The sequence below is a fragment of the Belliella alkalica genome, assembly GCF_022549785.1.
Classification (GTDB): domain Bacteria; phylum Bacteroidota; class Bacteroidia; order Cytophagales; family Cyclobacteriaceae; genus Belliella; species Belliella alkalica.
The window spans coordinates 333,320-358,743 of the sequence record NZ_JAKZGO010000004.1 but is presented as its reverse complement, the minus strand read 5'-3'; the positions used below and the strand labels follow the sequence as shown (position 1 = coordinate 358,743).

27 protein-coding genes are annotated in these 25,424 nt (G+C 37.2%); 11 read left to right on the top strand and 16 right to left on the bottom strand.

Features of this window, described 5'->3' with window-relative positions; genetic code table 11:
* Positions 1–78: 78 nt before the first annotated feature.
* The 3 genes from MM213_RS07180 to MM213_RS07170 all read right to left on the bottom strand — a co-directional run bounded on the left by MM213_RS07180 (position 79) and on the right by MM213_RS07170 (position 2,619).
* Complete coding sequence (locus MM213_RS07180) at positions 79–684, bottom strand: superoxide dismutase (protein WP_241410855.1); 606 nt, start codon at positions 682–684, stop codon at positions 79–81.
* A 105-nt stretch (positions 685–789) separates the two neighbouring features.
* A complete protein-coding gene (locus MM213_RS07175) occupies positions 790–1,233 on the bottom strand; it encodes a nucleoside deaminase (protein ID WP_241410853.1) in 444 nt (147 codons plus the stop codon).
* 255 nt (positions 1,234–1,488) lie between these two features.
* Positions 1,489–2,619: a hypothetical protein gene (locus MM213_RS07170; protein WP_241410851.1), complete on the bottom strand. Its 1,131-nt coding sequence runs from the start codon at positions 2,617–2,619 to the stop codon at positions 1,489–1,491.
* Positions 2,620–2,945: 326 nt separating this feature from the next.
* Here MM213_RS07170 and MM213_RS07165 point away from each other — a divergent pair, with 326 nt between their 5' ends.
* The gene (locus tag MM213_RS07165) at positions 2,946–4,118 is read left to right on the top strand and encodes a Na/Pi symporter (protein WP_241410849.1); all 1,173 of its coding nucleotides are present in this window, start codon (positions 2,946–2,948) and stop codon (positions 4,116–4,118) included.
* A gap of 2 nt (positions 4,119–4,120) precedes the next feature.
* Here the strand turns inward: MM213_RS07165 and deoC are convergent, their stop codons facing one another.
* From deoC to MM213_RS07135, 6 genes are all read right to left on the bottom strand, one after another.
* Positions 4,121–4,777 carry a deoxyribose-phosphate aldolase gene (deoC, locus tag MM213_RS07160; RefSeq protein WP_241410847.1) on the bottom strand — a complete coding sequence of 219 codons (657 nt, stop codon included), beginning with the start codon at positions 4,775–4,777 and terminating at the stop codon, positions 4,121–4,123.
* Positions 4,761–5,990, bottom strand: coding sequence for an NAD(P)-dependent oxidoreductase (locus tag MM213_RS07155; protein ID WP_241410845.1), 1,230 nt, complete (start codon positions 5,988–5,990; stop codon positions 4,761–4,763). The genes deoC and MM213_RS07155 overlap by 17 nt, the downstream gene beginning before the upstream one ends.
* Before the next feature lie 812 nt (positions 5,991–6,802).
* Entirely contained in the window at positions 6,803–7,357 is a 555-nt protein-coding gene (locus MM213_RS07150; RefSeq protein ID WP_241410843.1) for an FKBP-type peptidyl-prolyl cis-trans isomerase, read from the bottom strand.
* Positions 7,358–7,380: 23 nt separating this feature from the next.
* Complete coding sequence (locus MM213_RS07145) at positions 7,381–7,926, bottom strand: FKBP-type peptidyl-prolyl cis-trans isomerase (protein ID WP_241410841.1); 546 nt, start codon at positions 7,924–7,926, stop codon at positions 7,381–7,383.
* Between the two features lie 9 nt (positions 7,927–7,935).
* Positions 7,936–8,874, bottom strand: a complete 939-nt coding sequence (locus tag MM213_RS07140) for an FKBP-type peptidyl-prolyl cis-trans isomerase (protein ID WP_241410839.1) — start codon at positions 8,872–8,874, stop codon at positions 7,936–7,938.
* Positions 8,861–9,901, bottom strand: a complete 1,041-nt coding sequence (locus MM213_RS07135; protein ID WP_241410837.1) for a DHH family phosphoesterase — start codon at positions 9,899–9,901, stop codon at positions 8,861–8,863. Before MM213_RS07135 ends, MM213_RS07140 begins: the two co-directional genes overlap by 14 nt.
* Positions 9,902–10,092: 191 nt before the next feature.
* Between MM213_RS07135 and MM213_RS07130 the strand changes: the two genes are divergently transcribed.
* Positions 10,093–10,515, top strand: a complete 423-nt coding sequence (locus MM213_RS07130; protein WP_241273910.1) for a nucleoside-diphosphate kinase — start codon at positions 10,093–10,095, stop codon at positions 10,513–10,515.
* A gap of 362 nt (positions 10,516–10,877) precedes the next feature.
* On the opposite strand, the gene MM213_RS07125 is transcribed toward MM213_RS07130, so the two are convergent.
* Together MM213_RS07125 and MM213_RS07120 are read right to left on the bottom strand one after the other, a co-directional pair.
* Positions 10,878–12,401: a P-loop NTPase family protein gene (locus tag MM213_RS07125; RefSeq protein WP_241410835.1), complete on the bottom strand. Its 1,524-nt coding sequence runs from the start codon at positions 12,399–12,401 to the stop codon at positions 10,878–10,880.
* 5 nt (positions 12,402–12,406) lie between these two features.
* Positions 12,407–13,507, bottom strand: coding sequence for a vWA domain-containing protein (locus MM213_RS07120; protein WP_241410833.1), 1,101 nt, complete (start codon positions 13,505–13,507; stop codon positions 12,407–12,409).
* Positions 13,508–13,572: 65 nt separating this feature from the next.
* Here MM213_RS07120 and MM213_RS07115 point away from each other — a divergent pair, with 65 nt between their 5' ends.
* The gene (locus tag MM213_RS07115) at positions 13,573–13,785 is read left to right on the top strand and encodes a hypothetical protein (RefSeq protein ID WP_241410831.1); all 213 of its coding nucleotides are present in this window, start codon (positions 13,573–13,575) and stop codon (positions 13,783–13,785) included.
* 2 nt (positions 13,786–13,787) lie between these two features.
* Here the strand turns inward: MM213_RS07115 and MM213_RS07110 are convergent, their stop codons facing one another.
* Positions 13,788–14,027 carry a Kazal-type serine protease inhibitor family protein gene (locus tag MM213_RS07110; RefSeq protein WP_241410829.1) on the bottom strand — a complete coding sequence of 80 codons (240 nt, stop codon included), beginning with the start codon at positions 14,025–14,027 and terminating at the stop codon, positions 13,788–13,790.
* Between the two features lie 93 nt (positions 14,028–14,120).
* Here MM213_RS07110 and MM213_RS07105 point away from each other — a divergent pair, with 93 nt between their 5' ends.
* Positions 14,121–14,723, top strand: a complete 603-nt coding sequence (locus tag MM213_RS07105) for a trimeric intracellular cation channel family protein (RefSeq protein ID WP_241410827.1) — start codon at positions 14,121–14,123, stop codon at positions 14,721–14,723.
* Between the two features lie 78 nt (positions 14,724–14,801).
* Positions 14,802–15,383 (top strand): hypothetical protein, encoded by a 582-nt coding sequence (locus MM213_RS07100; RefSeq protein ID WP_241410825.1) that lies wholly within the window; start codon positions 14,802–14,804, stop codon positions 15,381–15,383.
* 354 nt (positions 15,384–15,737) lie between these two features.
* Here the strand turns inward: MM213_RS07100 and MM213_RS07095 are convergent, their stop codons facing one another.
* On the bottom strand, positions 15,738–16,214 hold the full coding sequence (locus tag MM213_RS07095; protein ID WP_241410823.1) for a GNAT family N-acetyltransferase: 477 nt from the start codon (positions 16,212–16,214) through the stop codon (positions 15,738–15,740).
* A gap of 72 nt (positions 16,215–16,286) precedes the next feature.
* On the opposite strand from MM213_RS07095, the gene MM213_RS07090 reads away from it, so the two are divergent.
* Entirely contained in the window at positions 16,287–17,072 is a 786-nt protein-coding gene (locus MM213_RS07090) for a type III pantothenate kinase (RefSeq protein WP_241410821.1), read from the top strand.
* Here the strand turns inward: MM213_RS07090 and MM213_RS07085 are convergent.
* The gene (locus MM213_RS07085; protein WP_241410819.1) at positions 17,056–17,685 is read right to left on the bottom strand and encodes a peptidoglycan DD-metalloendopeptidase family protein; all 630 of its coding nucleotides are present in this window, start codon (positions 17,683–17,685) and stop codon (positions 17,056–17,058) included. The two genes, MM213_RS07090 and MM213_RS07085, sit on opposite strands and share 17 nt — an antisense overlap.
* Before the next feature lie 251 nt (positions 17,686–17,936).
* On the opposite strand from MM213_RS07085, the gene porG reads away from it, so the two are divergent.
* From porG to MM213_RS07060, 5 genes are all read left to right on the top strand, one after another.
* On the top strand, positions 17,937–18,707 hold the full coding sequence (porG, locus tag MM213_RS07080; RefSeq protein ID WP_241410817.1) for a type IX secretion system protein PorG: 771 nt from the start codon (positions 17,937–17,939) through the stop codon (positions 18,705–18,707).
* An 83-nt stretch (positions 18,708–18,790) separates the two neighbouring features.
* Complete coding sequence (uppS, locus tag MM213_RS07075) at positions 18,791–19,528, top strand: undecaprenyl pyrophosphate synthase (RefSeq protein WP_241410815.1); 738 nt, start codon at positions 18,791–18,793, stop codon at positions 19,526–19,528.
* A gap of 7 nt (positions 19,529–19,535) precedes the next feature.
* Positions 19,536–22,247 (top strand): BamA/OMP85 family outer membrane protein, encoded by a 2,712-nt coding sequence (locus MM213_RS07070; protein ID WP_241410813.1) that lies wholly within the window; start codon positions 19,536–19,538, stop codon positions 22,245–22,247.
* Positions 22,248–22,249: 2 nt separating this feature from the next.
* Positions 22,250–22,783 (top strand): OmpH/Skp family outer membrane protein, encoded by a 534-nt coding sequence (locus tag MM213_RS07065; RefSeq protein WP_241410811.1) that lies wholly within the window; start codon positions 22,250–22,252, stop codon positions 22,781–22,783.
* Positions 22,784–22,803: 20 nt separating this feature from the next.
* Positions 22,804–23,358: an OmpH/Skp family outer membrane protein gene (locus tag MM213_RS07060; protein WP_241410809.1), complete on the top strand. Its 555-nt coding sequence runs from the start codon at positions 22,804–22,806 to the stop codon at positions 23,356–23,358.
* A 71-nt stretch (positions 23,359–23,429) separates the two neighbouring features.
* Here the strand turns inward: MM213_RS07060 and MM213_RS07055 are convergent, their stop codons facing one another.
* On the bottom strand, positions 23,430–24,497 hold the full coding sequence (locus MM213_RS07055; protein ID WP_241410879.1) for an agmatine deiminase family protein: 1,068 nt from the start codon (positions 24,495–24,497) through the stop codon (positions 23,430–23,432).
* Positions 24,490–25,365: a carbon-nitrogen hydrolase gene (locus tag MM213_RS07050; protein ID WP_241410807.1), complete on the bottom strand. Its 876-nt coding sequence runs from the start codon at positions 25,363–25,365 to the stop codon at positions 24,490–24,492. Before MM213_RS07050 ends, MM213_RS07055 begins: the two co-directional genes overlap by 8 nt.
* Positions 25,366–25,424: the final 59 nt, after the last annotated feature.

Genomic DNA, 25,424 nt, shown 5'->3' with positions numbered 1-25,424 from the left:
CATCGTTCGTTCGGTATAGAAACAAAAAAGCCCAGAAAGATAATTTCCTGGGCTTTTTATGAAAAAAAGAAACTCTACTTATTTAGCTGCTTCAAATCTTTTGCTTACTTCTTCCCAATTCACAAGATTCCAAAATGCCGAAACATAATCAGGTCTTCTGTTTTGGTAATTTAAGTAATATGCATGTTCCCATACATCTAATCCTAAGATTGGAGTACCAGGACACTCAGCAACATCCATTAATGGATTATCTTGATTTGGTGAAGAGCATACACAAAGTTCTTTTTTCTCATCAACACACAACCAAGCCCATCCTGAACCAAATCTAGTGGCTGCTGCTTTGTTGAACTCTTCTTTGAAAGCATCAAAAGATCCAAATTTAGCATCTATTGCATTAGCCAGATCACCTGACGGTTGACCTCCAGCATTAGGAGCCAAAATTGTCCAAAAAAGACTATGGTTATAGTGACCTCCACCGTTATTTCTTACGGCTGCATTTGAACCTGCCACTTTCATCAATTCCTCTAAAGATTTTCCTTCAAGATCAGTTCCTTCGATTGCTTTGTTCAAATTAGTAACATAAGCATTGTGGTGCTTGCCATGGTGGATCTCCATTGTTTTGGCGTCAATATGCGGCTCTAGCGCATTTAAGTCATAAGGTAATTTTGGAAGTTCAAAAGCCATTTTTTTTAAAGTTTTATAGTTAGAAATAAAATTAAATTTTCTTTATGCGATTCAATTAACAAACCAAGTCTATCCTAAAATGGTTCTAATTTTCCCTAAAACATCTCATTTTCTCAATTTTTTAAAAAAATCATCCATTAACATCTTAGCCTCATCTGCCATCAATCCAACTTTTATTTTAGTTTTAGGGTGAACCACTCGCTCTGCTAATCTAGAGAACCCCCTCGTTGGGTCTGAAGCAGCATAATGTATTTCTCCAAGTTGTGACCAGTAGCTCGCTCCCGCACACATGACACAAGGCTCCAAAGTCACGTATAATTTACATTCATTCAGATATTTGGACCCCAAAGTATTTGCAGCTGAAGTAATTGCAAGCATTTCAGCATGGGCAGTTGCGTCTGTAAGCTTTTCTGTCTGGTTGTAAGCTTTTGCAATAATTCTATTTCTGCAAACAATTACCGCCCCAACAGGTATTTCGTCTTCTTCAAAAGCAATTTTTGCCATTTTCATGGCCTCATTCATAAAAAACTCGTCTGTTAAAAGATCCATATATTTTTGTGATTTTACATAAAGACTAGCAAGTTAAAAAAACATGTAGTTAATTGGAAATAGTTATCAGTTGAATGATTTAATTAGTAAAAACTGGAAGGGTATTGAAAATTGGTCGGTAATTTGACTTTGACAAAAATTCGATTGTATTTTGATAAGGATAAGCCAAAAAAAAGACCCCGAAAGTTTCGAAAAACCTTCGGGGTCTGTTATCTATTTAGCTCGTTTATTTCTAATATATTTTGACCAAAAATATTAGAAAATCAAATCTATCATCTCTTTTCTTACTCCTTCATTGATTATCAAAGCAAGTATCAATGATACCAACAAACCTATCATTGCTCTGACTACATCCTTTTTGGCTAATCTGTATGCTCTTACTAGTCTTGCTTTTCTCTTTTTCAACTTTCTGGACTTAGCCAATGCTATGGATAACTCCCTACCACCAAGGAGCCCGATAAATACCCATGTTGTACTCATAGGCACATTACTCATTATTTTGAAATAGAACAAAATGATCGCATATACAAAATCAACTATAGTAGCGGCCCTTACATCTGTTACTTTGGTTTTTTCATTTACTATACCTTGAATCCTGTCTCCCTTCAGGTAGAATAAAAATCCTAAACCTATAAATACAAAACCAGTGTAGGCTACGAATTCCCAAACGTTTAATTGACGCGGAAGAAATACAGCTATATTGGCGGCATCTTGCATGATCCACACTGCCCAAAGTGTACCTGAAGTAATCCATTGCAATACATACCAGTAGGGTTTTGCCTCACCTTTCAAATAGGTTTTGACAAACTTCTCTAATGTAAACCATACGATTATTGCAATGAAAAATGCTAAAAGATATCCGAGGAAACTTTTTTGCATAACACTGACAATGGTACCTGCCTTGTAAGTAAATACATTCAGCAACAAGAATGTAGTAGAAACTGGCATTCTGAGTCGTGTCATCACCAATAAAACTATAGGTGCTGCAATCTGCAAAAAGACAAAGTTTGTAGGTGCTTGCTCCAATCCTGGTACTTGAAGCCTTTGGTAACTGACATCACCATTGTAAGTAAACCAACTGAAAGTGACAGTCCCAACAAAAATCAACCCCATGAAGAGCCAAAGCCAGTACCATTTTCTACTTTGATTGGAAGCGATGAATGTCCCTATGGTCTGAATACTGTCATTGGCTATTGCAGAATATGCTGCCAAAGCAAATCCAAACCACATGGCGGCGTAGGTATATGGCGTTATTATTCCTGCTATCGAAACCAGAATCAGAATTACTATTAAGAAAGGTTTTTCTTTTCTAGTGAAATCAAAAAGTGAATAGGAAGCTTTTGATAGTGCGTCCTGATTGATGTTTTGATCTTTAAGTTTGGCCATAATTTTAGTTTGGCGAGTTTGAAATTGAATGCAAAGTTAAAGAAGATTATTTGGCTTGAATGTTAATTAATTGTTAAGTCAATGATACCTTTTATTAACACTAGTGCTTTCTAAGCTCAGCATCGATTTATCTTGATCAACCCAAATTTTAAGAGTTACTTTAATCAAAATAAAGAATAAAATTTCATTTTGTAAATTTATATTCAATCTTATTCGATATTAATATTAACAATATCTTCATATGCTTTACACATAAATATGAATGTTCCTCTTTTACTTTGTAAGATAATTTTGACAATTAAATCGTTAGGCTGGTTTTTCTATAGATGACAGGGATAATTCAAAGTGTAAACAAACCCAAAAAAGCAATTTTCGTTCTACAAATGGTAGTTGCGTTGTTGGTTTTTATGTTTTCCATAGACATGCTTACTGTCTCCATGCTTCAGCTAAATAGCGAAATAGCAAGAGATATTCTTCGAGCTACCAACAATCCTTTTGTGGGTCTTTTTATTGGCCTCCTGATGACTGCATTGATACAAAGTAGCTCCACTGTCACAGCGATGATTGTGGCAGTTGTAGCTTCAGGAAACTTAACCTTGATGCAAGCTGTCCCTTTGGTAATGGGTGCCAATATAGGTACTACAATCACGAGTACTTTGGTCTCTTTTTCTTTTATTATGAAGAAAGGTGAGTTTAAAAAAGCGCTATCTGCTGGAGTTATACATGATATTTTTAATATTGTTACGGTAATCATCTTGTTTCCTTTGGAGATGTATTTCGGATTCTTGAGCAATTCAGCGTTATTTTTAACCAACACTTTCTTTGAGTCCAAGAATTACTCAGAAGCTAACTATCAATACAATGTCATTTTCACTCGTCCTGCAACCTTATGGATAGTAGCAAAAATAAATGCACCGATTATTGGAATGATATTGAGTGTATTACTCGTGTTTGGTGCTATCAAATTACTATCAGAAACTGTTTTTAAATCATTTGTATCAGGGAACTTCAAAAAAGTCAGCAAACACATCTTCAAAAATCCGGCAATAGCTTTTATATATGGCATTTTTTTTACTGCAGCTGTTCAATCAAGTACAGTAACCACATCCTTGATAGTACCTGCAGTGGCCAATAGAAAAGTTTCTTTGATCAAAGTATTTCCATTCATTGTAGGAGCAAATATAGGTACTACAATAACTGCGGTAATTGCTGCAATTTACAAAACTGAAGCAGCTATAAGTATAGCCATTGTACATATCCTATTCAATGTAATCGGGGCCATGATTATACTGCCATTTCCTTCAATTAGGAATATCCCTGTGAAAATCGCCACTTTCCTTGGTCGAGAATCCGTAAGGACAAGATTTATTGGTTTTGCTTACATTTTGCTTACATTTTTTATCATTCCATTTCTTCTGATTTATTTCAATAAAAATGAAGATGTTAGACATTCGCATTACCAAGTAAAAACAAAGACGGAAATCTCTGTAGAAAAGTGATTTTACCCAGAAAATTCTTCTATAATCTGCACTCCTGAACTGGTTCCAATTCTATCAGCTCCAGCCTCTATCAGTGCTTTTACTTGAGCTAAAGTCTTGATTCCCCCACTTGCCTTTATCCCAACATTACTAGGAAGGTTTGCTCTCATCAATTTGATATCTTCCACTTTTGCTCCTTCTGGTGCGAAGCCTGTGGATGTTTTTACATAATCTACTCCTGCATCTCTACAAATCTCACAGGCCTGCACTATTTCTTCATTGGAAAGGTATGCAGTCTCAATAATTACTTTTAGAATCCGCTCATGTTGATGACAAAGAGTAGCGATCTTAGCCAGTTCTATCTTCGGCCAGTTTAGGCCTGCTTTGAATGCTGTCAATGACCAAACTACATCAATTTCATCTGCTCCATCCTTGATCGCTTGTTCTGTTTCGAAAACCTTTGTCTCCGACATATTATACCCAAGGGGAAAACCCACTACAGTTACCAACTGAATATCTGAATCACCAATTTCCCTTTTAGCCTTTTTGACCCAAAAGGGGGGCACACATACACCTACAAAACCATATTGCTTAGCTTCCTTTACAAGTTTTTCGACATCAGAATCATTCGTAAGTGGCTTTAAAACTGTCTGTTCAATATATCTAGCTATGTTTTTCATTTTCCGAATCATTTATTCCATCCAAATAATCCCTTAAATATATAAACTCTAATGTCAAATCTCCATCATTTGCTATGGTTGCTTTGTCAATCATTGATGAGTTAGGTTTGAATAATTCAGGAATAAGAAACTTCATCAATTGATCACCAAAATCTTTGGATGCATCTCTGGGCAATTCAGTTGGTAAATTGTCTATTGCCATTACAGAAATACTATTTTGCCTGCCAAATGCTGGAAGCTCTTCAAAAGTATCTCTATCTATATCAAAAACAGGGCTGAAGACTTTACTAGCTCTTATAGTAGTAGGCAATGAACCATCGATATCGCAAGTAATATCTGCTATTACAGATATATTAAATTCTTCGAGTTTTATATCTCCTTTTTTGAAAAGCCGTGGCGCCCGATTGTCCCAATAGGCTGCTGAAATCAATATATCACTCACTTCTGTATATTTGAGAAAATGGCTCTCATATTTATAAGGCTCTGAATAAAACTCCTCTTTATCAAAACCTCCATCTGTCTTCCTTCTATTATATTGACCTGAACCTAACAGGGTAAATACCGGCTCTTCATAGTAATTGAATAAGAAATCATGCGGCTCAATCTGCTTTATCCCAACAGAATTTAAAACTTCTAACACTCCTTTCCCAACCCTTCCTGAACCTGTCACCACTATCTTGATAGGCGGAAGCTGTACCTTCTTAAGCTCTTCTTTGATTTCGATTAGATCGAAACACTCGTATGCCCTTTTAATATGATACAAATCCGTCTTTTGTCCATACGTCCATAGCCCATTATATGCCCCAACTATGCCTGCCCATCTACCAAAGGCTGTCACTCTTTGTCCATTCTGATTTTTCAAAACTTCATAGTCAATCAACTTAATGTTTTTATCAATAACGGCTTGTAAAAGAGCTCTATTATATGGCTGTTTTTTAATGGTATGTGAGAAAAAAAAATATGTTTTTTCAGGTATCAAATTATCTATTGGTACTTCTTTGATGCCAAAAAGCACATCACAATGACTAAGGTCATCTACTACTTTTATTCCAAGTAAATCATACTCTTCGTCAGTATAACAACGCACATCACTACTTTCCACAAAAACCTCAAGTCCAGCATAAGTTCTATGCATTTCCAATATTTGTTCGGGAGTAAAAGCAACCCTTTTGTCAGCGGGAACTTTACCTTCTTTTATCAGTCCAATTTTCATAAATCTTAAACAGTATATGTGTTATAATTTGAAATAATTGTAATCCATATGTCGATTGTCACACAATCCCCCAAAATGTTGGCATCTACTTTTGAATCAGCTGCCATCGATTGCCGACTATTGACACTTTGACCTCAAACCAAAGACAAATTCATCGTACCAAATTAACTCATAAAGAACTAGCTTAATAAATAAAGGCTTTGTCACCCTTTTGTCATTACATGTCTACACTAAGCCCAAAGTATGTCAGATTTTGCAGTGATAGCAATCAAATGCGGTCTAGGACCAATATGCTTGAGACTTTAAGGAAAACGGTCCATTTTGAATCCTTTTCTCATACAGTATGATTTTGATTGCAAAGCCTTAAGTTATGTAAAATTGTGAATACAGAAAAATCATTTACCTCTTATACCCAACAATACATGAATGTTTTGATTTGGAGTAAAGCAAATACCACAATGAATGACATTTAAATATAAGATGGCATTTTGATTATTTCTAAGAACAATGATCGATAAATTTGATCTAGGATGAGAGGTGAATACATTATAGATACTGGCAAAGAAAGGAAAACATAAAGATTATATATCTGCACAAAAAAAACAGATTGACTTTACAAATAAAAAAAAGGTAGCCCAAAGAGCTACCTTACTAAATCTATATGATTATCCGCAACGATACAAGTAGATGAAAACATCACTTATAAATATTCGAATAATCGTCAACTGCCTACTTTCATCCGACCAAAGCTGATCGAAATGAACTTCAATCATTATTGTAAATGACTAAAGGTGCAAAAGCAGATACACATATTAATCTATCCCTCTAAAATCTACATCAAATCTAAGTACTGAGTTAGGTGGAATTCGATCATTATTATCAGAATCCTGATAACCATAAGGCGAAGGTATCAACAATACCGCTTTGGATTGAGGTCTAAGCCTCTTAAACCCAATACTGAATCCTTGGATAGAATTGCCAGAGCTTCCTACAGGAGGTATATTAAAAATGTAAACTCCGTAAGTTCTATTTTCTTGGAAAATATCATTTTCTTTTGCAATATCCTCGTAGGTCGTATCAAAAACAGATCCATCAAGTAGACTACCAACAAAATCTGTATAAACCACAGTGCTTGGTGTAGGCCTAGATCCTATTCCTTCTTCTTGAACTATAATCACTACCCCTGAAGGGTCATTGATTCTTTCTCCTTCAATAGGGTTGTCTCTAAGATATTCGGCGATTTTCACACTATCTATTGCAAGGTTACCTTCAATATCATACCTCGGACCGCCAAAGAGATCTTGTTGTTCACAACTTACTATTGATAATACCGGAATTAATAATAGCAAATATTTTAAATGCTTCATTCAGAAGTTAGTTTTAATTAAAATTATTCTTCAACAGGTTTTTTCCTGACTTCCACTAAGTGAAGGTCAAAAACCAACGGTGAGTTTGCCGGAATTCTACCTTGTGAAGAAGGTCCATATCCAAATATAGATGGGAATAATGCAGTAGCTTTCTCTCCCTCTTTCATTTGAGAAAGAGCAAATTGAAAACCTTGAATCAACCCACCTTGCCCAATTATAAATTTCAAAGGCTCATAATCTCGCTGAGATACATGAATATTATTTGCTCTCGCAATACTATCATTTGATGTATCAAACACCACATTATTAAGAAGCTTACCTGTGTAGTCTATATACAAAGTATCACCTATCATTAACGAATCCAAAGTCGGATTGACTACTTCCCAAAACATATAAAAACCATTGGGTACATCCTTGAACTCTTTGGCATCTGGTAAGGTGTTTGCAGCAATATAATTTAATATTGCTTCTTTATCCTGCTCCATTCGTAGATTGAAATTTTCTTGTTCTGAAATACAAGCGGACAATAGGATAAAGGCCGAAAACACAAATAAGCTTACTTTTTTCATATTCTATTTTTAATTTACATCTGTGACTTCTACGTCGAAGATCAAAACAGAGTTAGGTTTGATCACAGCTCCAGAACCTCTTTCACCATATGCCAAAGTAGAAGGAATTAGCAACTTAGCTTTAGATCCTTTTTTCAAAAGTCCTAGACCTTCATCCCATCCTGGAATTACTCTTCCCATTCCCACTTCTACATCAAGGGGTGCATATCCGTCATATTGATCTCTTTGTTCGTTATACACTCCAGCTTCTTGTGCTTTTTCTTTCACACTGGTGTCAAAAACCGTCCCATCCATCAAGTATCCTGCATAATTTACAGAGGCCACTTGACCTGTCTCAATCTGATCTCCACTTCCTTCTTCTTCTATGACGTAGAACAGACCCGATTCTGTCCTGGTTGCATTCAAATTATTTTTAGAAATATACTCTTCTATCAATTTCACATCTTCTTCAAGTTGTTTTACAGATAGTTCAGCTTGCTTTTTTATTTGAGCTTCCTGTAGCTCTGCGAAATAAGCTTTGATTCCTTCTTCGTCCATTAATTCAAAAGCACTCATTCTAACTTTCACGTTAGCATTGGCCTTGATAAATGGTGGCGTATTGAATTCACCAAAAATCTTAACAGCAGGTGCTTCGAATACGATGCTATCACCTTTCTTCAAACCAAGTAATATCTCCTCAATTCCCATATTTGATTCCAAAGAATCATTATAAACAAAATATTGAGGAGCATTCTGATCATATGTAGAAATGAATGTAGAATCATCCTCAGTTGTCACGATTAGGTTATATAAGACAAACTCACCATTTTTTGGGCTATCTTTACCTTCTTTGATATAGGTATATTCGATGCCATCAGTTGTCGTTTTCTTTGTTTTGGTACAAGAAACCATACCTATTGCTGCTGCAAAAACGACGGTTGATAATAAAAGACTCTTAATTTTTTTCATGGATAAGTTCAAGTTGTTTGAATAATGTATTATAGTTTTCTTTAATTAATTTCTCAAATTTCTCTGTTGTTTCGCTCAAAGTCAAGTCCGATTTTCCGCCGGAAGCATTTTTGTGCCCACCACCATTGAAATATTCTTGTGCAAATTTATTGACAGCCACTTCCTCAGTAGATCTGAAAGATATCTTAATCCCATCTTCTCTTTCTGTGAATAATGCTGCTATTTTGATCCCACCTATTGACAAAGCATAATTGACCAAACCTTCTGTATCTCCTGTTTGGGAAGAGTATTTTCGAAGATCCTTTTTACTGATGGCAAAATAAGCAATTTTGAGATCCTCATTGATCATCAATCTTCTAGAGATCGCAAAACCTATGAATTTCAGCCTGTTGACGCTATTGGTATCGTAGATCAATTTTGAGATTTTCGAATTATCCGCTCCCAGCTCAATCAATTCTGCTGTAATTAGGTGAACATTTTTAGTCGTATTGGGATGTCTGAATCCTCCTGTATCTGTCATGATCCCAGAATAAAGGCATTCTGCAATATCAGAGTCCAAAAGATCCTTGTCCCCAACCTTTACGATCAATTCATACAACAATTCACAAGTAGCGGCAGCATCTGTACTCCAAAATCTAAAATCACAAAAATCCTTTGGATCTTGGTGGTGATCTATGTTCACTTTGTAAGCTTTGGAATCTTTGACATAGTCCTGCATGGCCTGAAGCCTGCTCAAACATGAAAAATCGAGGCAAAAAATAATTTCAGCTTCCTGAATTTTCTTTATTGCATCTTGCTGGACACTTTTATCCTCAAAGTTGATTACAGCATCATTCCCCTTCATCCAGTGAAGGAAAGATGGATAATCAGATGGTGTAATCACTGAAACTTCGTGCCCCTTTTTCAGCAGATAGTTAGCTAATCCCAACGAGGAACCCAATGCGTCTGCATCTGGCTTGTAATGGGTAGTTATGACTATTTTTGCTGGAGTGGCGATTTTATTTTTAAATAACTCGAATGCTTGCATTTTAAAGCTTTTGTACCTGTCCTTTTGAGAACACAGTTTGCAAAGGTCATGATAATTTTTTAAAAATCCCAATATCTATAAGGCACTCAAAACAAAAGAGATAACACAGATTTTACTTACATCATTCGGAACTTCATTTATTTCCCGTATTTTTGCACCCTAATTCATAAAAACGAAATAAATCTAATAATATGGCAACTAACAGAACTTTCACCATGATCAAACCTGATGCTTTTGCAGCAGGAAATGCTGGTGCTATCTTGAAAATGATCGAAGAAGCTGGTTTCAAAGTAGTAGCAATGAAAGCTACTAAATTGACTCCTGAATTGGCAGGTAAATTCTACGAAGTTCATCAGGCTAGACCATTCTACGCTGACCTTTGTGCATATATGTCTTCAGGACCTATCTTCGCAGCGATCTTGGAAAAAGACAACGCAGTAGAGGATTTCCGTAAATTGATCGGTGCTACAAACCCTGCAGATGCAGCAGAAGGAACAATCAGAAAAATCTTCGCTACATCTATCGAGGCGAATGCCGTTCACGGTTCTGACTCTGACGAAAATGCAGCAATCGAAGGAAACTTCTTCTTCAATCAAGCTGAGAGAGTTCTTTAATCAGAATTCTAAGGATAAGTAAAACAGCTAAGCAAAAGAAACATGCTAAGGTCTTTTGAAATATAGTCGAAGTAAGCCTACGGCGAAATATAAATAACTACCACTTATATTTTCACTAGAGGCTCTATTATAGGACTTAGAGGATTCTTCAAAGCACTCGATTTTAGCATAAAAGCCCATAGCCCGATTTTATTCAGGCTATGGGCTTTTTTAATTCACTTACTATTATTTAGATTTCAGGGCTACGCCCCTCGTTTAATAGTCTTTCGTTTTTTTTTACGAAGAGAACAGGGCTAACGCCCCTTTTTGTTCAAAGACCTTTTTGTCGAGACGAAATTGTTTTTCGACTTTAGATAAAGGTATCAATTATCATCCTCATCGAATTCATCTTCATCGGGAGCACCCATGTCAAACATAGAACTGAAGAGGTCTTTGAATTGCATGCCTGTATCAAGCAATTTTTTACTAAGTTGGCTGTATTCCGCCAAGCCATGTAAGGCAAATTCCATAAAGAACTCTTTTTCTTTCTCAGGAAGTCCTTTGATTGTTGCCGTAATTATCTCTTCCAAACCCGGCACATTGTGTAATGCTGTTTTGTACTCCTTGTCAGATTGGGAAGCAAGAATATCAAGTGAATTCCCTTCGCCAAACCAGGATAATGGCAACACGTAAGGATTGCCCTCTTTGTCTTTTTTCTTTTGCTCTGGAGAAGGAAAATAATCAACGAACATGGTCCTAATTGCCTTACCGATTAAGTTGTATGCAACCAACCCTGCTCCTTCTTGCTCTCCTTCATAGACCAATTCGACTTTCCCCGTGATCGCTGGGATCACTCCTATAAGATCTGAAATTCTGACAACGGTATTTTCTTCCTTATTTTTATAAAGCCTTCGCTCAGCAGCAGAAATCAAGTTTTCATAAGCAGAAATAGTCAATCTAGCTGAAACACCACTTTTCTCATCCACATATTCGCTATGCCTTGCTTCTATGGCAATCTGCTCGATCAAATCCTTCATAAGCTCTGGCACATGGATCTTGTCCAAAGGCTTACCATCTAGTTTTGCTTCTTGGGCTGTGATTTGTTTTCCAATTTCTATCGTTTTTGGATAATGCGTGATGATTTGACTTTCAATCCTGTCTTTCAAAGGTGTGACTATAGAACCTCTGTTGGTGTAATCTTCTGGGTTTGCTGTAAAGACAAATTGAATATCCAATGGAAGGCGAAGTTTGAAACCTCTGATCTGAATATCGCCTTCTTGCAAGATATTGAAAAGTGCTACTTGGATTCGGGCTTGCAAATCTGGAAGTTCGTTGATCACGAAAATCGATCTGTGTGAGCGCGGTACCAATCCATAATGAATTACTCTTTCGTCATTATATGACAATTTCAAAGTAGCGGCTTTGATGGGATCCACATCACCTATCAAATCAGCTACGGAAACATCTGGAGTAGCTAGTTTTTCTGTGTAACGATCAGCCCTGTGCCACCAGGCGATTGGTGTATGATCTCCCTTGGCCTCTATCAGCGCCAAGGATGATGATGAAAGTGGTGCTAAAGGATCATCATTGAGCTCCGAACCTTCTATGACTGGCACAAATTCATCCAACAAAAATGTCATCATCCTAGCAATCCTTGTTTTTGCCTGTCCACGCAATCCGAGTAGATTGATATTGTGTCTAGAAAGAATCGCCCTTTCGATATCAGGAATAACTGTATCTTCATATCCCCAAATCCCCTCAAAGACATTTTCTCCCTTTTGGATTTTGGAAATCAGATTCTGCCTGAGCTCTTCTTTGATAGATTTGGGTTCGTAGCCAGCAGCCTTTAACTCTCCCAATGTTTTTATATTCAGTAATTCTTTTGCAGTTAGTTTATTATACTCCATTTTATTTAAAATCTTTTAGTTCTATTACGCTTATAATCTTCAAAAATCAAATCTCCCAATCCTTTCAAGCTACTGTAGTACGCATTTCCATTGTTTACTTTTGTAAATTCCTTTACAAACTCTTTCAAATAAGGATCGGAAGCAATCATAAATGTGGTTACCGGAATTTTCAATTTTCTACATTGTGCTGCCAGTTTGAGGGTTTCGCTAAGGATTTTGCTATCTATTCCAAAGCTGTTTTTATAATACTTAATCCCAACTTTCAGACAGGTAGGTTTCCCATCTGTAATCATGAATATCTGCTTGTTGGGATTTTTTCTTCTTCGAAGCAAATCCATGGCAAGCTCCAACCCAGCAACAGTATTGGTATGGTATGGGCCAACTTGCAAATAGGGCAAATCCTTGATTTCAATCTGCCAAGCATCATTTCCGAAAACAATGATATCCAAGGTGTCTTTAGGGTAGCGAGTTTTGATCAATTCAGCCAGCGCCATAGCAACTTTTTTGGCAGGTGTGATCCTATCTTCTCCATAAAGGATCATGGAATGAGAAATGTCAATCATCAAAACAGTAGAAGTCTGTGTTCTGACTTCATTTTCCACGATTTCAAGATCGTCTTCTGTGAGTAAATAATCCCCAGAAAAACCATGATTGACTTGGGCATTTCTCAAGGAATCAGTAAGTGCAATCTGATCCAAATTGTCTCCAAAAGAATAAGGTCTCCTATCAGTACCTCTTTCATCTCCTGTTCCAGAATGTTTGGTTTTGTGTTGTCCTCCTTTTGATTTTTTCAATTTCCCAAAAATCTCCTCTAGCGCAGATTTTCTTATTGATCGCTCTGCTTTCCCAGTGATTTTGAATTCCCCTTTTTGATTTTGCTCTGTCAAATATCCTTTTGCCTTGAGGTCTTCGATAAAATCCCCAATGCCATATTGAGGGTTGGTCAGGTTGTATTGTTTGTCCAAATTAGTCAACCAACTCAATGCTTCAGCAGCATCTCCTCCAGTCATGGTCACTAATTGGAGGAAGATATTCAGCAAATTTTCAAAATTATTCTTATCGGGGTCTTGTGGCGGTATATATTGTGTAAATCTGAATCCTTTCATAACAGGCACATAACAAGAATAGGTGCTTGCTAGTTTACCTTATTGAAAGAATAAACAAAAAAATCATGAAAAATTTCCTCTCACCAGTCTATTGGGTCACTGCAATCTTGATTATTTATGTGACATTTCTATTTACCAACATCAATATCGCTGTAATTTTATTCATATTCTCAGTATCACCACTCCTTATACTTTGGATGGTTTACAAAGTACTGACAGCTGATGTTGAAGTGGAGTCAACATTCGAAGAAAAATGGTATGAAGATCAGCAAGATTAGAATTACTTGCAAGCACCTTGAGTAAATGACTTCACCCCTGCATTGATAGCTATACAATCATTGCCGTATGTTTTATTGTCACAACCACATACAGGAGCATATATCATGTAACAAGCCGCATCTTTTTTGATTTTTGATGGATCAATGCAATCAGTTACTTCATTTGGGGTGATATCCTCGCACTGAAATGCAAAAGCTGTCATCAAGAATATTAGTATGGCTGGAAATTTTAGATTTTTCATATGGTCAACAATTTTCCCCCTAGACGTAATTCGATTAGAAAACGCTACAGATAATTTTTTGGTATCTTTAGGGAAAATTTCAATTATCTCCCCATGGATTTACAATACCCGCTAGAACTTGCCGGAACTTTTGTCTTTGCTATTTCTGGAGCACTTGCTGTGAGAGATCGTGAACATGATCTCTTTGGTGCAGGTTTTACAGGTTTCATCACAGCCATCGGAGGTGGTAGCTTGAGAGACATTCTTCTTGGAAGCTATCCGTTGGTTTGGATTGGGGATGTACATGTATTGTATGCCATCTTTGCGGGGATTCTATCTGCATTTTTCTTCCAGAAATTCTTGCTGAAACTTCGGAAGACCATGTTCCTTTTTGATACATTGGGTATTGGTTTTTTCACTGTATTGGGAGTAGAGAAAGCGCTTAGCTTGGGCGTAAGTGTAGAGATTGCAGCAATCATGGGAATGTTCTCTGCAGTAATGGGCGGGGTATTGAGAGATACCCTGACCAATGAAATCCCGATTTTGTTTAGAAAAGAAATCTATGCCAGTGCTTGTCTTACCGGTGCTATTTTATATTTGATCTTAAATCATTTTGGCCTGGAAAGAGACTATAACCTACTGATCTCTATGTCGGTAGTAATCAGTATTCGGATGATAGCTGTAAAATACAAACTGAGTTTGCCTAGCTTGGATTAAAAGATTTATTTGACTATTTTAGATCTTGAAAAGTGTTAAAATCTTTTTTGTGAATATTCATTTAAACTCAATACAGCTATGGAATCAATATGTTGTAAACACTTTTTTTCTTCCACTTTGGTCTTTTTCCTATGTTTCCAATTCAGTTCATTTGCCCAAAAAGAGGCTGAAATTTTCACTGCTAAAAACTCTTTATTTGTTGAACTCGGGGGAAATCCGCTTCAGTATGCCGTCAACTATGGGCGCATTATACATCAAAACAATAAATTAAAAATAGCAGCAAGTGTAGGTTTCTCTTTGAGATATCGCCAACCCAGTGAACCCATTCATTCTGGCTATTTGATTCCTGTCTTTCCAGCAGAAATTACAGCGTTTCTTGGGAGAGATAAACATCATTTTGAGTTTGGAGCAGGATTTTTCACGATTCTAAACAGAAGATTTCTCTCAGACCCTGATCAGGCAGGCGAACTTGAGGAAAAAACATATTGGGATAGATTCCTTATGGCGAGAATTGGGTATCGCTATCAGAAGCCTGATGGAGGCTTTTTTTATAGAATAGGATATACACCTACCTTAGCATTCTATAATTCTGGCGTTTCAGAAAAACCTGTTCAATTTATCCCAATTGGATTTGGAATCAGTTTGGGGAAAAGTTTTTGATCACAAAACCACTTTGGAAAGGAATGGCACTAGAATGTCTTGATCTCTATTTCAACAGTGATCAGTATTAAGATGATTGCCGTGAGGAAAAATTGAATTTGCCAAGCTTGGATTAAAAGTAAAAGGATGCAATAAAACCAATATGCATCCTTGAATGTCTATTTTTTGAATCAGTAAGTCCGCTTTCTAACTCGTAGCTAAGCAAAATGATATGTTTTAAATCAATTAGTACACTGATAACTAATCGACTAATAACCCTTGCTCGCTGCACCTAGGCGCACAGGCGTGGCGTATGTAATGATTACCCTCCTGATTTCATGTAAAAATTCACCTAATGATTTTTTAAGTTCCAACTTATGAAAGCAAAGTTTGAATTTCATCAGCTTGAAGATTGCAATTGATCCATTCACCATCCAAATCCGCACCATATTTTTTGTAGAAATTGATAGCAGGTTCATTCCAGTCGAGTACCTGCCACATCATTCCAGAACATTTGTCTTCAAGGCACTTCATCATGGTTCTGTCAAAAAGTAACTTTCCAGCACCGAACCCTCTTTCAGATTCTGTCACCACAATATCTTCTAGATAAAGTCTTTTACCTTTCCAAGTGCTATAGCGATAATAATAAATTGAGATACCAATAATCTCTTGTGTTGCCTCTTTGACCGCGACAAAAAAACCATAAATTGGATTTGGACCAAATCCATCCATTTCCATCATTTCTACAGTATTAGAAACTTGCTCGGGTGCTTTTTCATAAAGTGCAAGTTCCCTGATCAATTCTAAAACCCTTGGAAGATCTTCTTTTTCTCCTTTTCTAATCTTATACATATTCGAAATTAGCCAAAATTCTAAAAAGGTTGAAATCAATTTTTATATTTGGACAAAAATAATCACCAACCTATGTTTCTTTCAATTGATGCAGGCAACTCAAATATTGTTTTTGGATTTTATGACAAGCAAGAGGCTGCCTGGAAACATGAGTGTAGAGTAACCACCCGGATAGATATCAGTATTCTTCAATTGGAAAAAGAACTCCATCTTTTTTTCCTGGAAAACAACATCAAATATGAACAGATCTATCAGGTTGGGTTTAGCTCTGTGGTTCCAGAAATAATTCCTGTAATCCAGCAATTTTGTGCGGAATTTTTAAGGGCTCCTCTGCATATGATTTCAGGTAAGAGTTACCAAAAACTAAAAGTATCAACAAAGAGGCCAAACGAAATCGGTACAGACCTGATGTGTAATGTGACTGCTGCCTATGAGATGTTCAAGTCAAATTGCATTATTGTGGATTTTGGGACCGCTTTGACATTTACAATAGTTGGAGAAAAGGGTAATGTGATGGGGGTGAATATAGTTCCTGGTTTGAATACAGCAAAACGTTCACTTTTTCATCACACATCAAAACTTCCCGAAGTAGAGTTGAAATTCCCAAAATCAGCAATTGGGAAAAATACGGTGGAATCAATTCAGGCTGGAATTCTCTATGGCTACACAGGTTTGGTAAAAGGCATGATTGAAGCAATAGAACATGAGACTTCTACAACTTTCAAGATAATCGCTACCGGTGGGCTTGCATCTATTTTATCCAATCTTCAATCGACATTTGACAAGGTTGACAAAAACCTAACACTTGAAGGGATCCGGTTGATCACGAATGCAAATTCATTTACTGAAAACCAATAATTAAATTTGGATCAGGGCAAATTTTGAGAAACTTCTCCTTTTCTCTGTGGGAACAAACACCAGGGAAGTCCCCACTCATCCCATGCATGTCCCACATCAATTGGAAATGCAAATGAGGAGGCCAGTCTCCATTTTCAGGAAAGGGCCCCAAATGGCAAAGCAAATCACCTTTTTTTATATTTTGGCCTATTGCAATTCCCTGCAAGTCTTTGATTGATAAATGCCCATAAAGACTGTAAAGAGTCCTACCTTCAATACTATGTTGAAGAATGATAGTTGGTCCATAATTTCCAAATCCAGCATTGTCCTGAAAGCTGTGAATTTCTCCATCCAAAGGAGCAAAGACAGGGTGTCCTGCAACAGTCCAGATATCAATACCTAAATGAATATCCCTAAAATCCTGATCCTGAGTTACAAAAACATCGCTTCTACTGTAAATGGATCTGTGCTCCATGTAACCACCAATACCATAATCCTTACCTGCACTCTTCAACTGCCCAAAAACATAAGAATCAAATTCACCAGTGATCTCCAATTCCACCAAAGCCAAATCTTTGTTTGAAGGGGAAAAATCCAAAGGAAGTGTATTTGATCGATTAAGCTTCTCTCCCATAATAGGGAAGCAATCTAAAGAATTAAAAATTTCCACGGACATAGATATATTTTTTTTGAAACGTGTAGCAAATATATGGTTTAGGAGGAGAAATTGAGATAGAGGAGGTGAGATTTAAGCAAGAGAAGAACTTGTGAATTGACACTAATCTTTTCATCTTTGTGAGTCGAAACCTAGTCTTAACATAAATTAACCCTGTAAATACCAAAGTGGGTTTTTATATCGTTAAGTACTTCATAAATTGCAACGTCTTGAAAAAAGTCAACTTTAGTCTCCTTGTATATTCAGTGACATTATGCCTATTGTGCATGCTGTCGATTGTAGAGGTGAAAGCACAACAATATGAAATTGGAGGAGGCTTGGGAGTGGCTGCGTACTCAGGTGATATTGTCAGAAGATTAGACAAAGGCAGAGTAGGACTTCAAGGCACGTTGTTTGGCAGACGAAATTTTGACAATGTTTGGTCACTGAGGGCAGGTTTATCATATGGCCGTATCAGTGCAGCAGATAATATAAATCCAATAGATCCTGTATCAGAGTTTCGAAATGCATATTTCAAAGGAAATATCTTTGAAGCTTCAGCAGTGATGGAATATCATTTTCTGGATTATTTACATCCGCAATCGGAGCATAGGTACTCACCTTATGGATTCTTTGGTCTTGGGTTTACCTACTTTTCTGGAAGGGGTGCATTCAATTTTGACGGAAATGATGATAGAGGAAGATATTCATTGGCAACCCCGGTCATTCCATTTGGTATAGGAGTAAAATACAAAATCACTAACAATTGGATCCTAGCCATGGAACTAGGGTTTCGGGCGACCTTTACTGATTTCTTGGACAGAATAGACAGTCAAGAAAGATTCCTGAGAACTACAGATAACGACGGAAATATTCAACCACTACCAGATGAAGTGAGAAACAGTATTTACTTCGGGAATTACAGTGACAAAGACTGGTATTATTTTTTGGGAGTCAGCATAAGCTACTCCATTAACTCATATAAATGTTATGCTTATTAATTAATTGACCGTTAGGTTAGAATATTGAAAAAGAAATAGCATTTTTGTACCTCCAAAAAAAACCGTATTTGGATTTGAACGGAATGAAGGAATCAATAGACAGTACAAAAATCCCTCGACATATAGCTATAATCATGGACGGCAATGGTCGTTGGGCACAAAAAAAGGGTGCTATGCGAGTGTTTGGTCATAAACATGCCCTAGCAGCAGTACGTGACACAATAGAAGCAGCAGATGATCTGGGAGTGAAAATAGTAACTCTTTATGCATTCTCCACAGAAAACTGGTCGAGACCAGCTGATGAGGTAAGTGCCTTGATGGAAATTATGATCAACAGTTTTATAAGTGAACTCCCAAGAATGGTGAAAAACAATGTCCGCCTAACAGCAATAGGAGACATAAAAAGTTTACCCGAAAGTATGCAGAGGAATCTTAGAAACACAGTAGAAACCACTAAAAACAACACTGGAGTCAGGGTAAACCTAGCATTAAGCTATAGTGGACGGTGGGAATTGGAGCAAGCAGTAAAAAACATTGCCAAAAAAGTAGTTGATGGTCAAATGACCTTGGAAGAAATAAATCAGGAAGCTATTGCTTCTCATTTAAATACGGATGACATGCCTGATCCAGAATTATTGATCAGGACAAGTGGAGAGCTGAGAATCAGCAATTTTCTACTTTGGCAAATGGCCTATACAGAGCTGTATTTTACAGATGTGTTGTGGCCTGATTTCAGAAAAGAGCATTTAGAAGCTGCTATTCTGGATTATCAAAAGAGAGAGAGAAGGTTTGGTAAAACCGGAACTCAGATTAAATCATAAATAATTGATGAAAAAGTACTTTATTATCCTAGCTCTCCTCCTTACGGCAGGTTCACTTCAGGCTCAGATTCGTTTGGGTCAGAGTCGTTATACCTCTCCAAAACCGGTGGATATTTTGGAACTTAATTATTCAAAACCGCAAAAGTTTAGGATAGCAGAAATCAAGGCTGTGGGTCTTGCAACACTTGATGAAATTGCGATTGTTTCTCTTTCAGGATTGAAGGTAGATGATATGATTTCAGTACCAGGAGATGCAATTTCCAATGCGCTAAAAAAACTTTGGGGACAAGGCATTATTGGCGATGTTAAAATTTTAGTGACAAAAATAGAAGGTGATGATATTTATCTATTGTTGGATTTGACCGAAAGGCCGAGGTTCAGCAGGGTGGAGTTCTCTGGGGTAAACAAAACCCAAGAAAGTGAGCTAAAAGATAAAGTCAAAATCCGTGGTAGAGTAGTAAGAGATGATGTTCTCAATACCTCCCAAAGGAATATTCGACAGTATTTTGTGGACAAAGGCTTCTTGAATACTGAAGTAAAAGTAATTCAGGAAAGAGATACCACATTACCAAATAGTGTTAAATTGAAATTTGATGTTGACACTAAATCAAAAGTTAAAATCAATGAAATTATTATTTCAGGTAATGAGGAGATCAGCGATAGAAAAGTCAAAGGGAAACTAAAAGGCACAAAAGAACATCCAAGGCTACATATTTTTAGAGAGTTTTACAGTAGATTGACCAATACAACTCCGAAATCTGCCAAAGAAGCAATTATATATAGAAATCCTGTTTCTGACGAAGAGGTGATTACATATATGAATAAAAACTTCAAACTGAATTTTTTCAATGGTTCGAAGTTCGTCACAAAAGACTTCAGAGAGGACAAAGAAAAAGTAATTGATTTCTATAATTCCAGAGGATTTAGGGACGCTGAAATCCTGTCAGATACAGTTTACAAGTATTCAGAAACTACAGTAAACGTAGGCTTATCATTAGAAGAAGGCAACAAATATTATTATAGAGATATCAATTTTACTGGTAACTACATCTATTCGGACAGCGTTTTGTTGGCAAAACTAGGTATCGAAAAAGGTGATGTTTATAACAAAGAAAAACTAAGCAAAAGATTGAATTATGATCCTCAAAAAGGTGATGATATATCTTCGCTCTATCAAGATGATGGCTATCTATTTTTCAATATAGACCCTGTAGAAATCAATGTTCAAAATGATTCTATTGACATAGAATTGAGAATACTTGAAGGTCCACAAGTAACTGTGAACTCTGTCTCTATAGAAGGAAACGAAAGGACATCAGACCATGTGGTAATGCGTGAAATCCGAATCCTTCCAGGGCAAAAATTCAATAGAAGCTTACTTGTAAGAACAATACGAGAACTATCACAATTGGGATACTTCGATCCAGAAAATATAGAACCTGATATGCGTCCAAACTTTGAGGATGCTACAGTAGATATCGTGTTTAAATTAGAAGAGAGACCAAATGACCAAGTAGAGCTGTCTGGAGGTTGGGGTGGATTCTTCGGATTTGTAGGTACTGTTGGATTGGTATTCAATAACTTTTCCATCAAAAACATTGGTAATTTTGATAAATGGAGACCGCTTCCTGTAGGAGATGGACAAAAACTTTCATTGCGAGTACAAGCAAATGGTAGATCTTTCCAAAACTATAGTGCCTCTTTGACAGAGCCTTGGTTTGGTGGCAAAAAACCAAATGCACTAAGCTTTAGTTTCAACCACTCTGTTCAAAGACAAATTGGTTTTCCAGGATTTGGAGGTGTTCAAACACAAAACCCATTTGGTGATGGAGGTTCTTTTAGTATCACAGGGGCCACTTTAGGTTTAGCAAAAAGAGTAACATGGCCGGATGATTACTTTATGATTAGTAACTCCATTCAATATCAAGTTTATAATTTTGACAGATTTGGAGAAAGATTTGGTTTGACATATAATACAGGAAGGTCAAACAGTGTAACATTCAATACGACCATCTCTAGAAACAACGTTGACAACCCAATCTATCCAAGATTAGGTTCTAATATCTCTTTGGCCACATCATTTACTCCACCATATTCATCACTTAATCAAAATATAAACCGAGAATCTCCTGATGAAGAGCGGTTCAAGTGGTTAGAGTATCATAAGTGGATGTTTGATGCTACATTCTATACCCCTGTATTTGGCTCTACCAAATGGGTCATCAGTGCAAGGTCACACATGGGTTTCTTGGGCTCCTATGGAAATAGAATAGGCATGATTCCATTAGAAAGATTTGTACTTGGTGGTGATGGAATGACCTTCAACAACTTTGCATTGGGTCAGGAAATCATAGGTCTGAGAGGTTATGAAAACCAAGTCCTCACACCAAATCAAGGTGGAAGAGGTGGTGTAGCTTATAACAAACATGTGATGGAGTTGAGGTTCTTGGTATCACCAAATCCATCTGCTACGATTTTCCTACTTGGTTTTGCTGAGGCAGGAAATAACTGGGGATCCTATGCAGAGTATAACCCGTTCAATCTTTATAAGTCTGCGGGTGTAGGTGCAAGGATATTTATGCCGGCATTCGGTTTATTGGGAATAGATTGGGGTTATGGTTTTGATCCTCTTGAGGAACGATTTATTACTAATCAATCACAAAGAGGAAGCAGATCTGGTCCACAATTCCACTTTACTATTGGACAACAATTCAGATAATCATGAAAAATTTCTTGAATTTGTTAATTTTGTCAGCAAGTTTGGTGATGACAACAGGGATTCAGCAAGTATCAGCACAAAAATGGGGCTATATAGATTCCGAATATATCCTGAACAAACATCCTGATTACAAGCTTGTTCAGAATGAATTGGAAGCATTAAACGCCTCTTGGAAAAAAGAGGCACAAAATTTGGAAAGAGAAGTTAAAGAAATGCTTTCCAACTTAAAAGCAGAGGAAGTATTATTGACAGAGGAGATGTATCAAGAACGCATGGCTGCGATCGAAGAGAAGCAAAAGAGTGCTGTAGCATTCAACAATAGGGTATTTGGCATCAATGGCCAATATTACCAAAAACAATCAGAATTGCTACAACCACTACAATCCAAAATCTTTGATGCCATCGATCGGGTGGCCAAAAGAAATGGGCTTGCTGCCTTGCATGACAAAGCTGCCAATATGGGCTTGATCTATACAGATCCACGTCATGATTACTCTGAATTTGTATTGGAAGAATTAGGAATAGAAAACAAATAAAAAAACAAATAAAAACTAAAATGATGAAAGCAAAATTTATCCTTTCAGCAATCGCTATCTTTTGCGTAGGATTCGTAGCTCAGGCTCAAGAAGTAAAAATTGGCTATACCAATGTTGAATTGATTATGGATTTGATGCCAGAAATGGAGCAAATTGGGGCGGATATACAAGACTATTCGCAGCAACTTCAAACCCAAATCCAGACAAAAACTTCGGATTTTCAGAGACAGGTACAGGCTTATCAACAAGCTGCACAGACTATGACTGAAGAAGCAAGAAATGCAAAAGAACAAGAGCTTACGAAAGTAAATCAGGACTTAGAAAAATACAGAGAAGATTCACAACTTTCTTACCAAAGAAAATTACAGGAGCTTTTAGAGCCTGTTCAAACTAAGGTATTCAATGCAATCAATGCAGTAGCTGCCGAAAATAACTACACTCACATCTTTTCTGAGTCAGCTGGCCAAGCTCCAGTATTATTGTACACTAGAGATGATGATAAATTTACAGAATTGGTCTTGACGAAATTAGGTATTCCAATCCCTCAAGGTGGAGTACAAGGTGGATCTAACTAATTCAGAATTAGTTGACCAATAAATGCAACGCTACAAACATAAAAAAGCCCCAAATTTGGGGCTTTTTTAGTTTATATAGGTTCCTGCTGACTTAGGCAATGAAAACTCCCAAGTCCCCAGATTAAGTCTAAAGAGTCTATACCAATTACTTTTCTTTCGGGAAAAGCAGAAGCAATGGTCTCCAAAGCTTTTTCATCATTGTCATCCCTAAAAGTAGGCACTACAACAAGATCATTTGCAATGTAGAAATTTGCATATGATGCCGGTAACCTCATATCTTCAAATATAATTGGAGCAGGCATTGGAAGTTCTATTACATTCAACTGCTTTCCATTTTCGAGTCGAAGCTTGTGAAGCAATTTGGTGTTTTCCTTCAAAGGTTTGTAATTGACATCCTTTTTGTTGTGTTCCACTACTGTCAGCACAGTGTCTTCATTTACAAACCTCGTCAGATCATCAATATGACCATCTGTATCATCCCCTTCAATCCCATCCCCTAGCCAAAGGATGTTCTCTACTCCGTAATAATCGACCAAGTATTTTTCTATTTGAAGTTTGGTAAGGTGTGGGTTTCTATTTGGGTTGCAAAGGCAAGCCTCAGTGGTCAAAAGAGTCCCTTTACCATTGACCTCAATGGAACCGCCCTCCATAATAATCCCTGGAGTGAAACAAGGGATATTTCTGTATGCGGCGATATGATATGGAACCTGATTGTCAAGGTCAAACGGTGGATATTTTCCTCCCCAAGCGTTGTAATTCCATTTCACCAAAGCCTTGGGCTGATCTGAAAGTGGATTTGTCAAAAAGGCCGGACCATGGTCTCTACACCAAGCATCATTGGTAGGGAAATCATGAAAAAAAACTTTTGATAGGTCTGTGCCTACTTCCTCCAAATGTTGTGTAGCAAAGGACTTCATTTGTTGATCTGCTACATTGATATGCACTTCTTCTACAGCTGCCAAAGCTTTCACAAAATTTGCATAAGCAGGGAATATGGTATGAATCTTCCCAGGCCAAGATGCTTCCTTGTGTGGCCAACTCAGCCAAGTCGATTGATGCGTGGCAAATTCAGCAGGAAATGAATAACCCAATTCTTTTGGAGTCGCTTGTGATTCGGTTTTTTGTGAGAGGCTATTCATCTTCATCTATATAACGCTTGGTGATGGGACTGTAGGTTTCTATGCGCCTGTCTCTGAGGAAAGGCCAATGTGTACGATATCTATCAGAATTCTCCATGTCCAATTCTTCTACGTGTACCATTTCATCTTCGTGACTGGCCTGATATGTAACCCAACCAAAGGCATTGGTGACAAAAGAACCTCCCCAAAACCTCATATCCCCTTCTACTCCTACCCTATTCACAGAAACTACAGGGACACCATTTGCCACAGCATGGGATTTTTGAATGGTCTGCCAAGCGTGATACTGTTCTTTGTTGGTGGTGTCATCTTGGTCTTTGTGCCAACCAATGGCAGTAGGATAGAACAAGATCTCTGCTCCCATCAATGCAGTAATCCGTGAAGCTTCGGGATACCATTGATCCCAACAGATCAGAACCCCTATCGTAGCAACCTTAGTCTTGAACACCTTGTATCCCAAATCTCCAGGAGTGAAATAGAACTTTTCATAATATCCTGGATCATCGGGAATATGCATCTTCCTATATTTCCCCAAATAAGCCCCATCTGTGTCCAAGACCGCAGTAGTATTGTGGTACAGTCCTTCTGCTCTTTTTTCAAAGAGTGATGCTATGATAACGACTCCCAATTCTTTGGCAAGAGGGGAAAGAAAATCAGTAGACGGACCTGGTATTTTTTCTGCAAGTTCAAAATTCGAATGGTCTTCTACATCACAGAAGTATAAGGAGCCAAAAAGCTCCTGCAAGCAAATGATCTGGGCACCATTTTTGGCAGCTTCCTTGATGCCCACTATTGCTTTTTCTCTATTTTCGGCAAGGTCTTTAGAACAAGAATTCTGAACCAGACCAACTTTCACAGTTCTTTTCAATGCTAGTTTTGATTTTATTCAATATAAAACAGATAAATTTGGTTTAAATCTAAACCAAA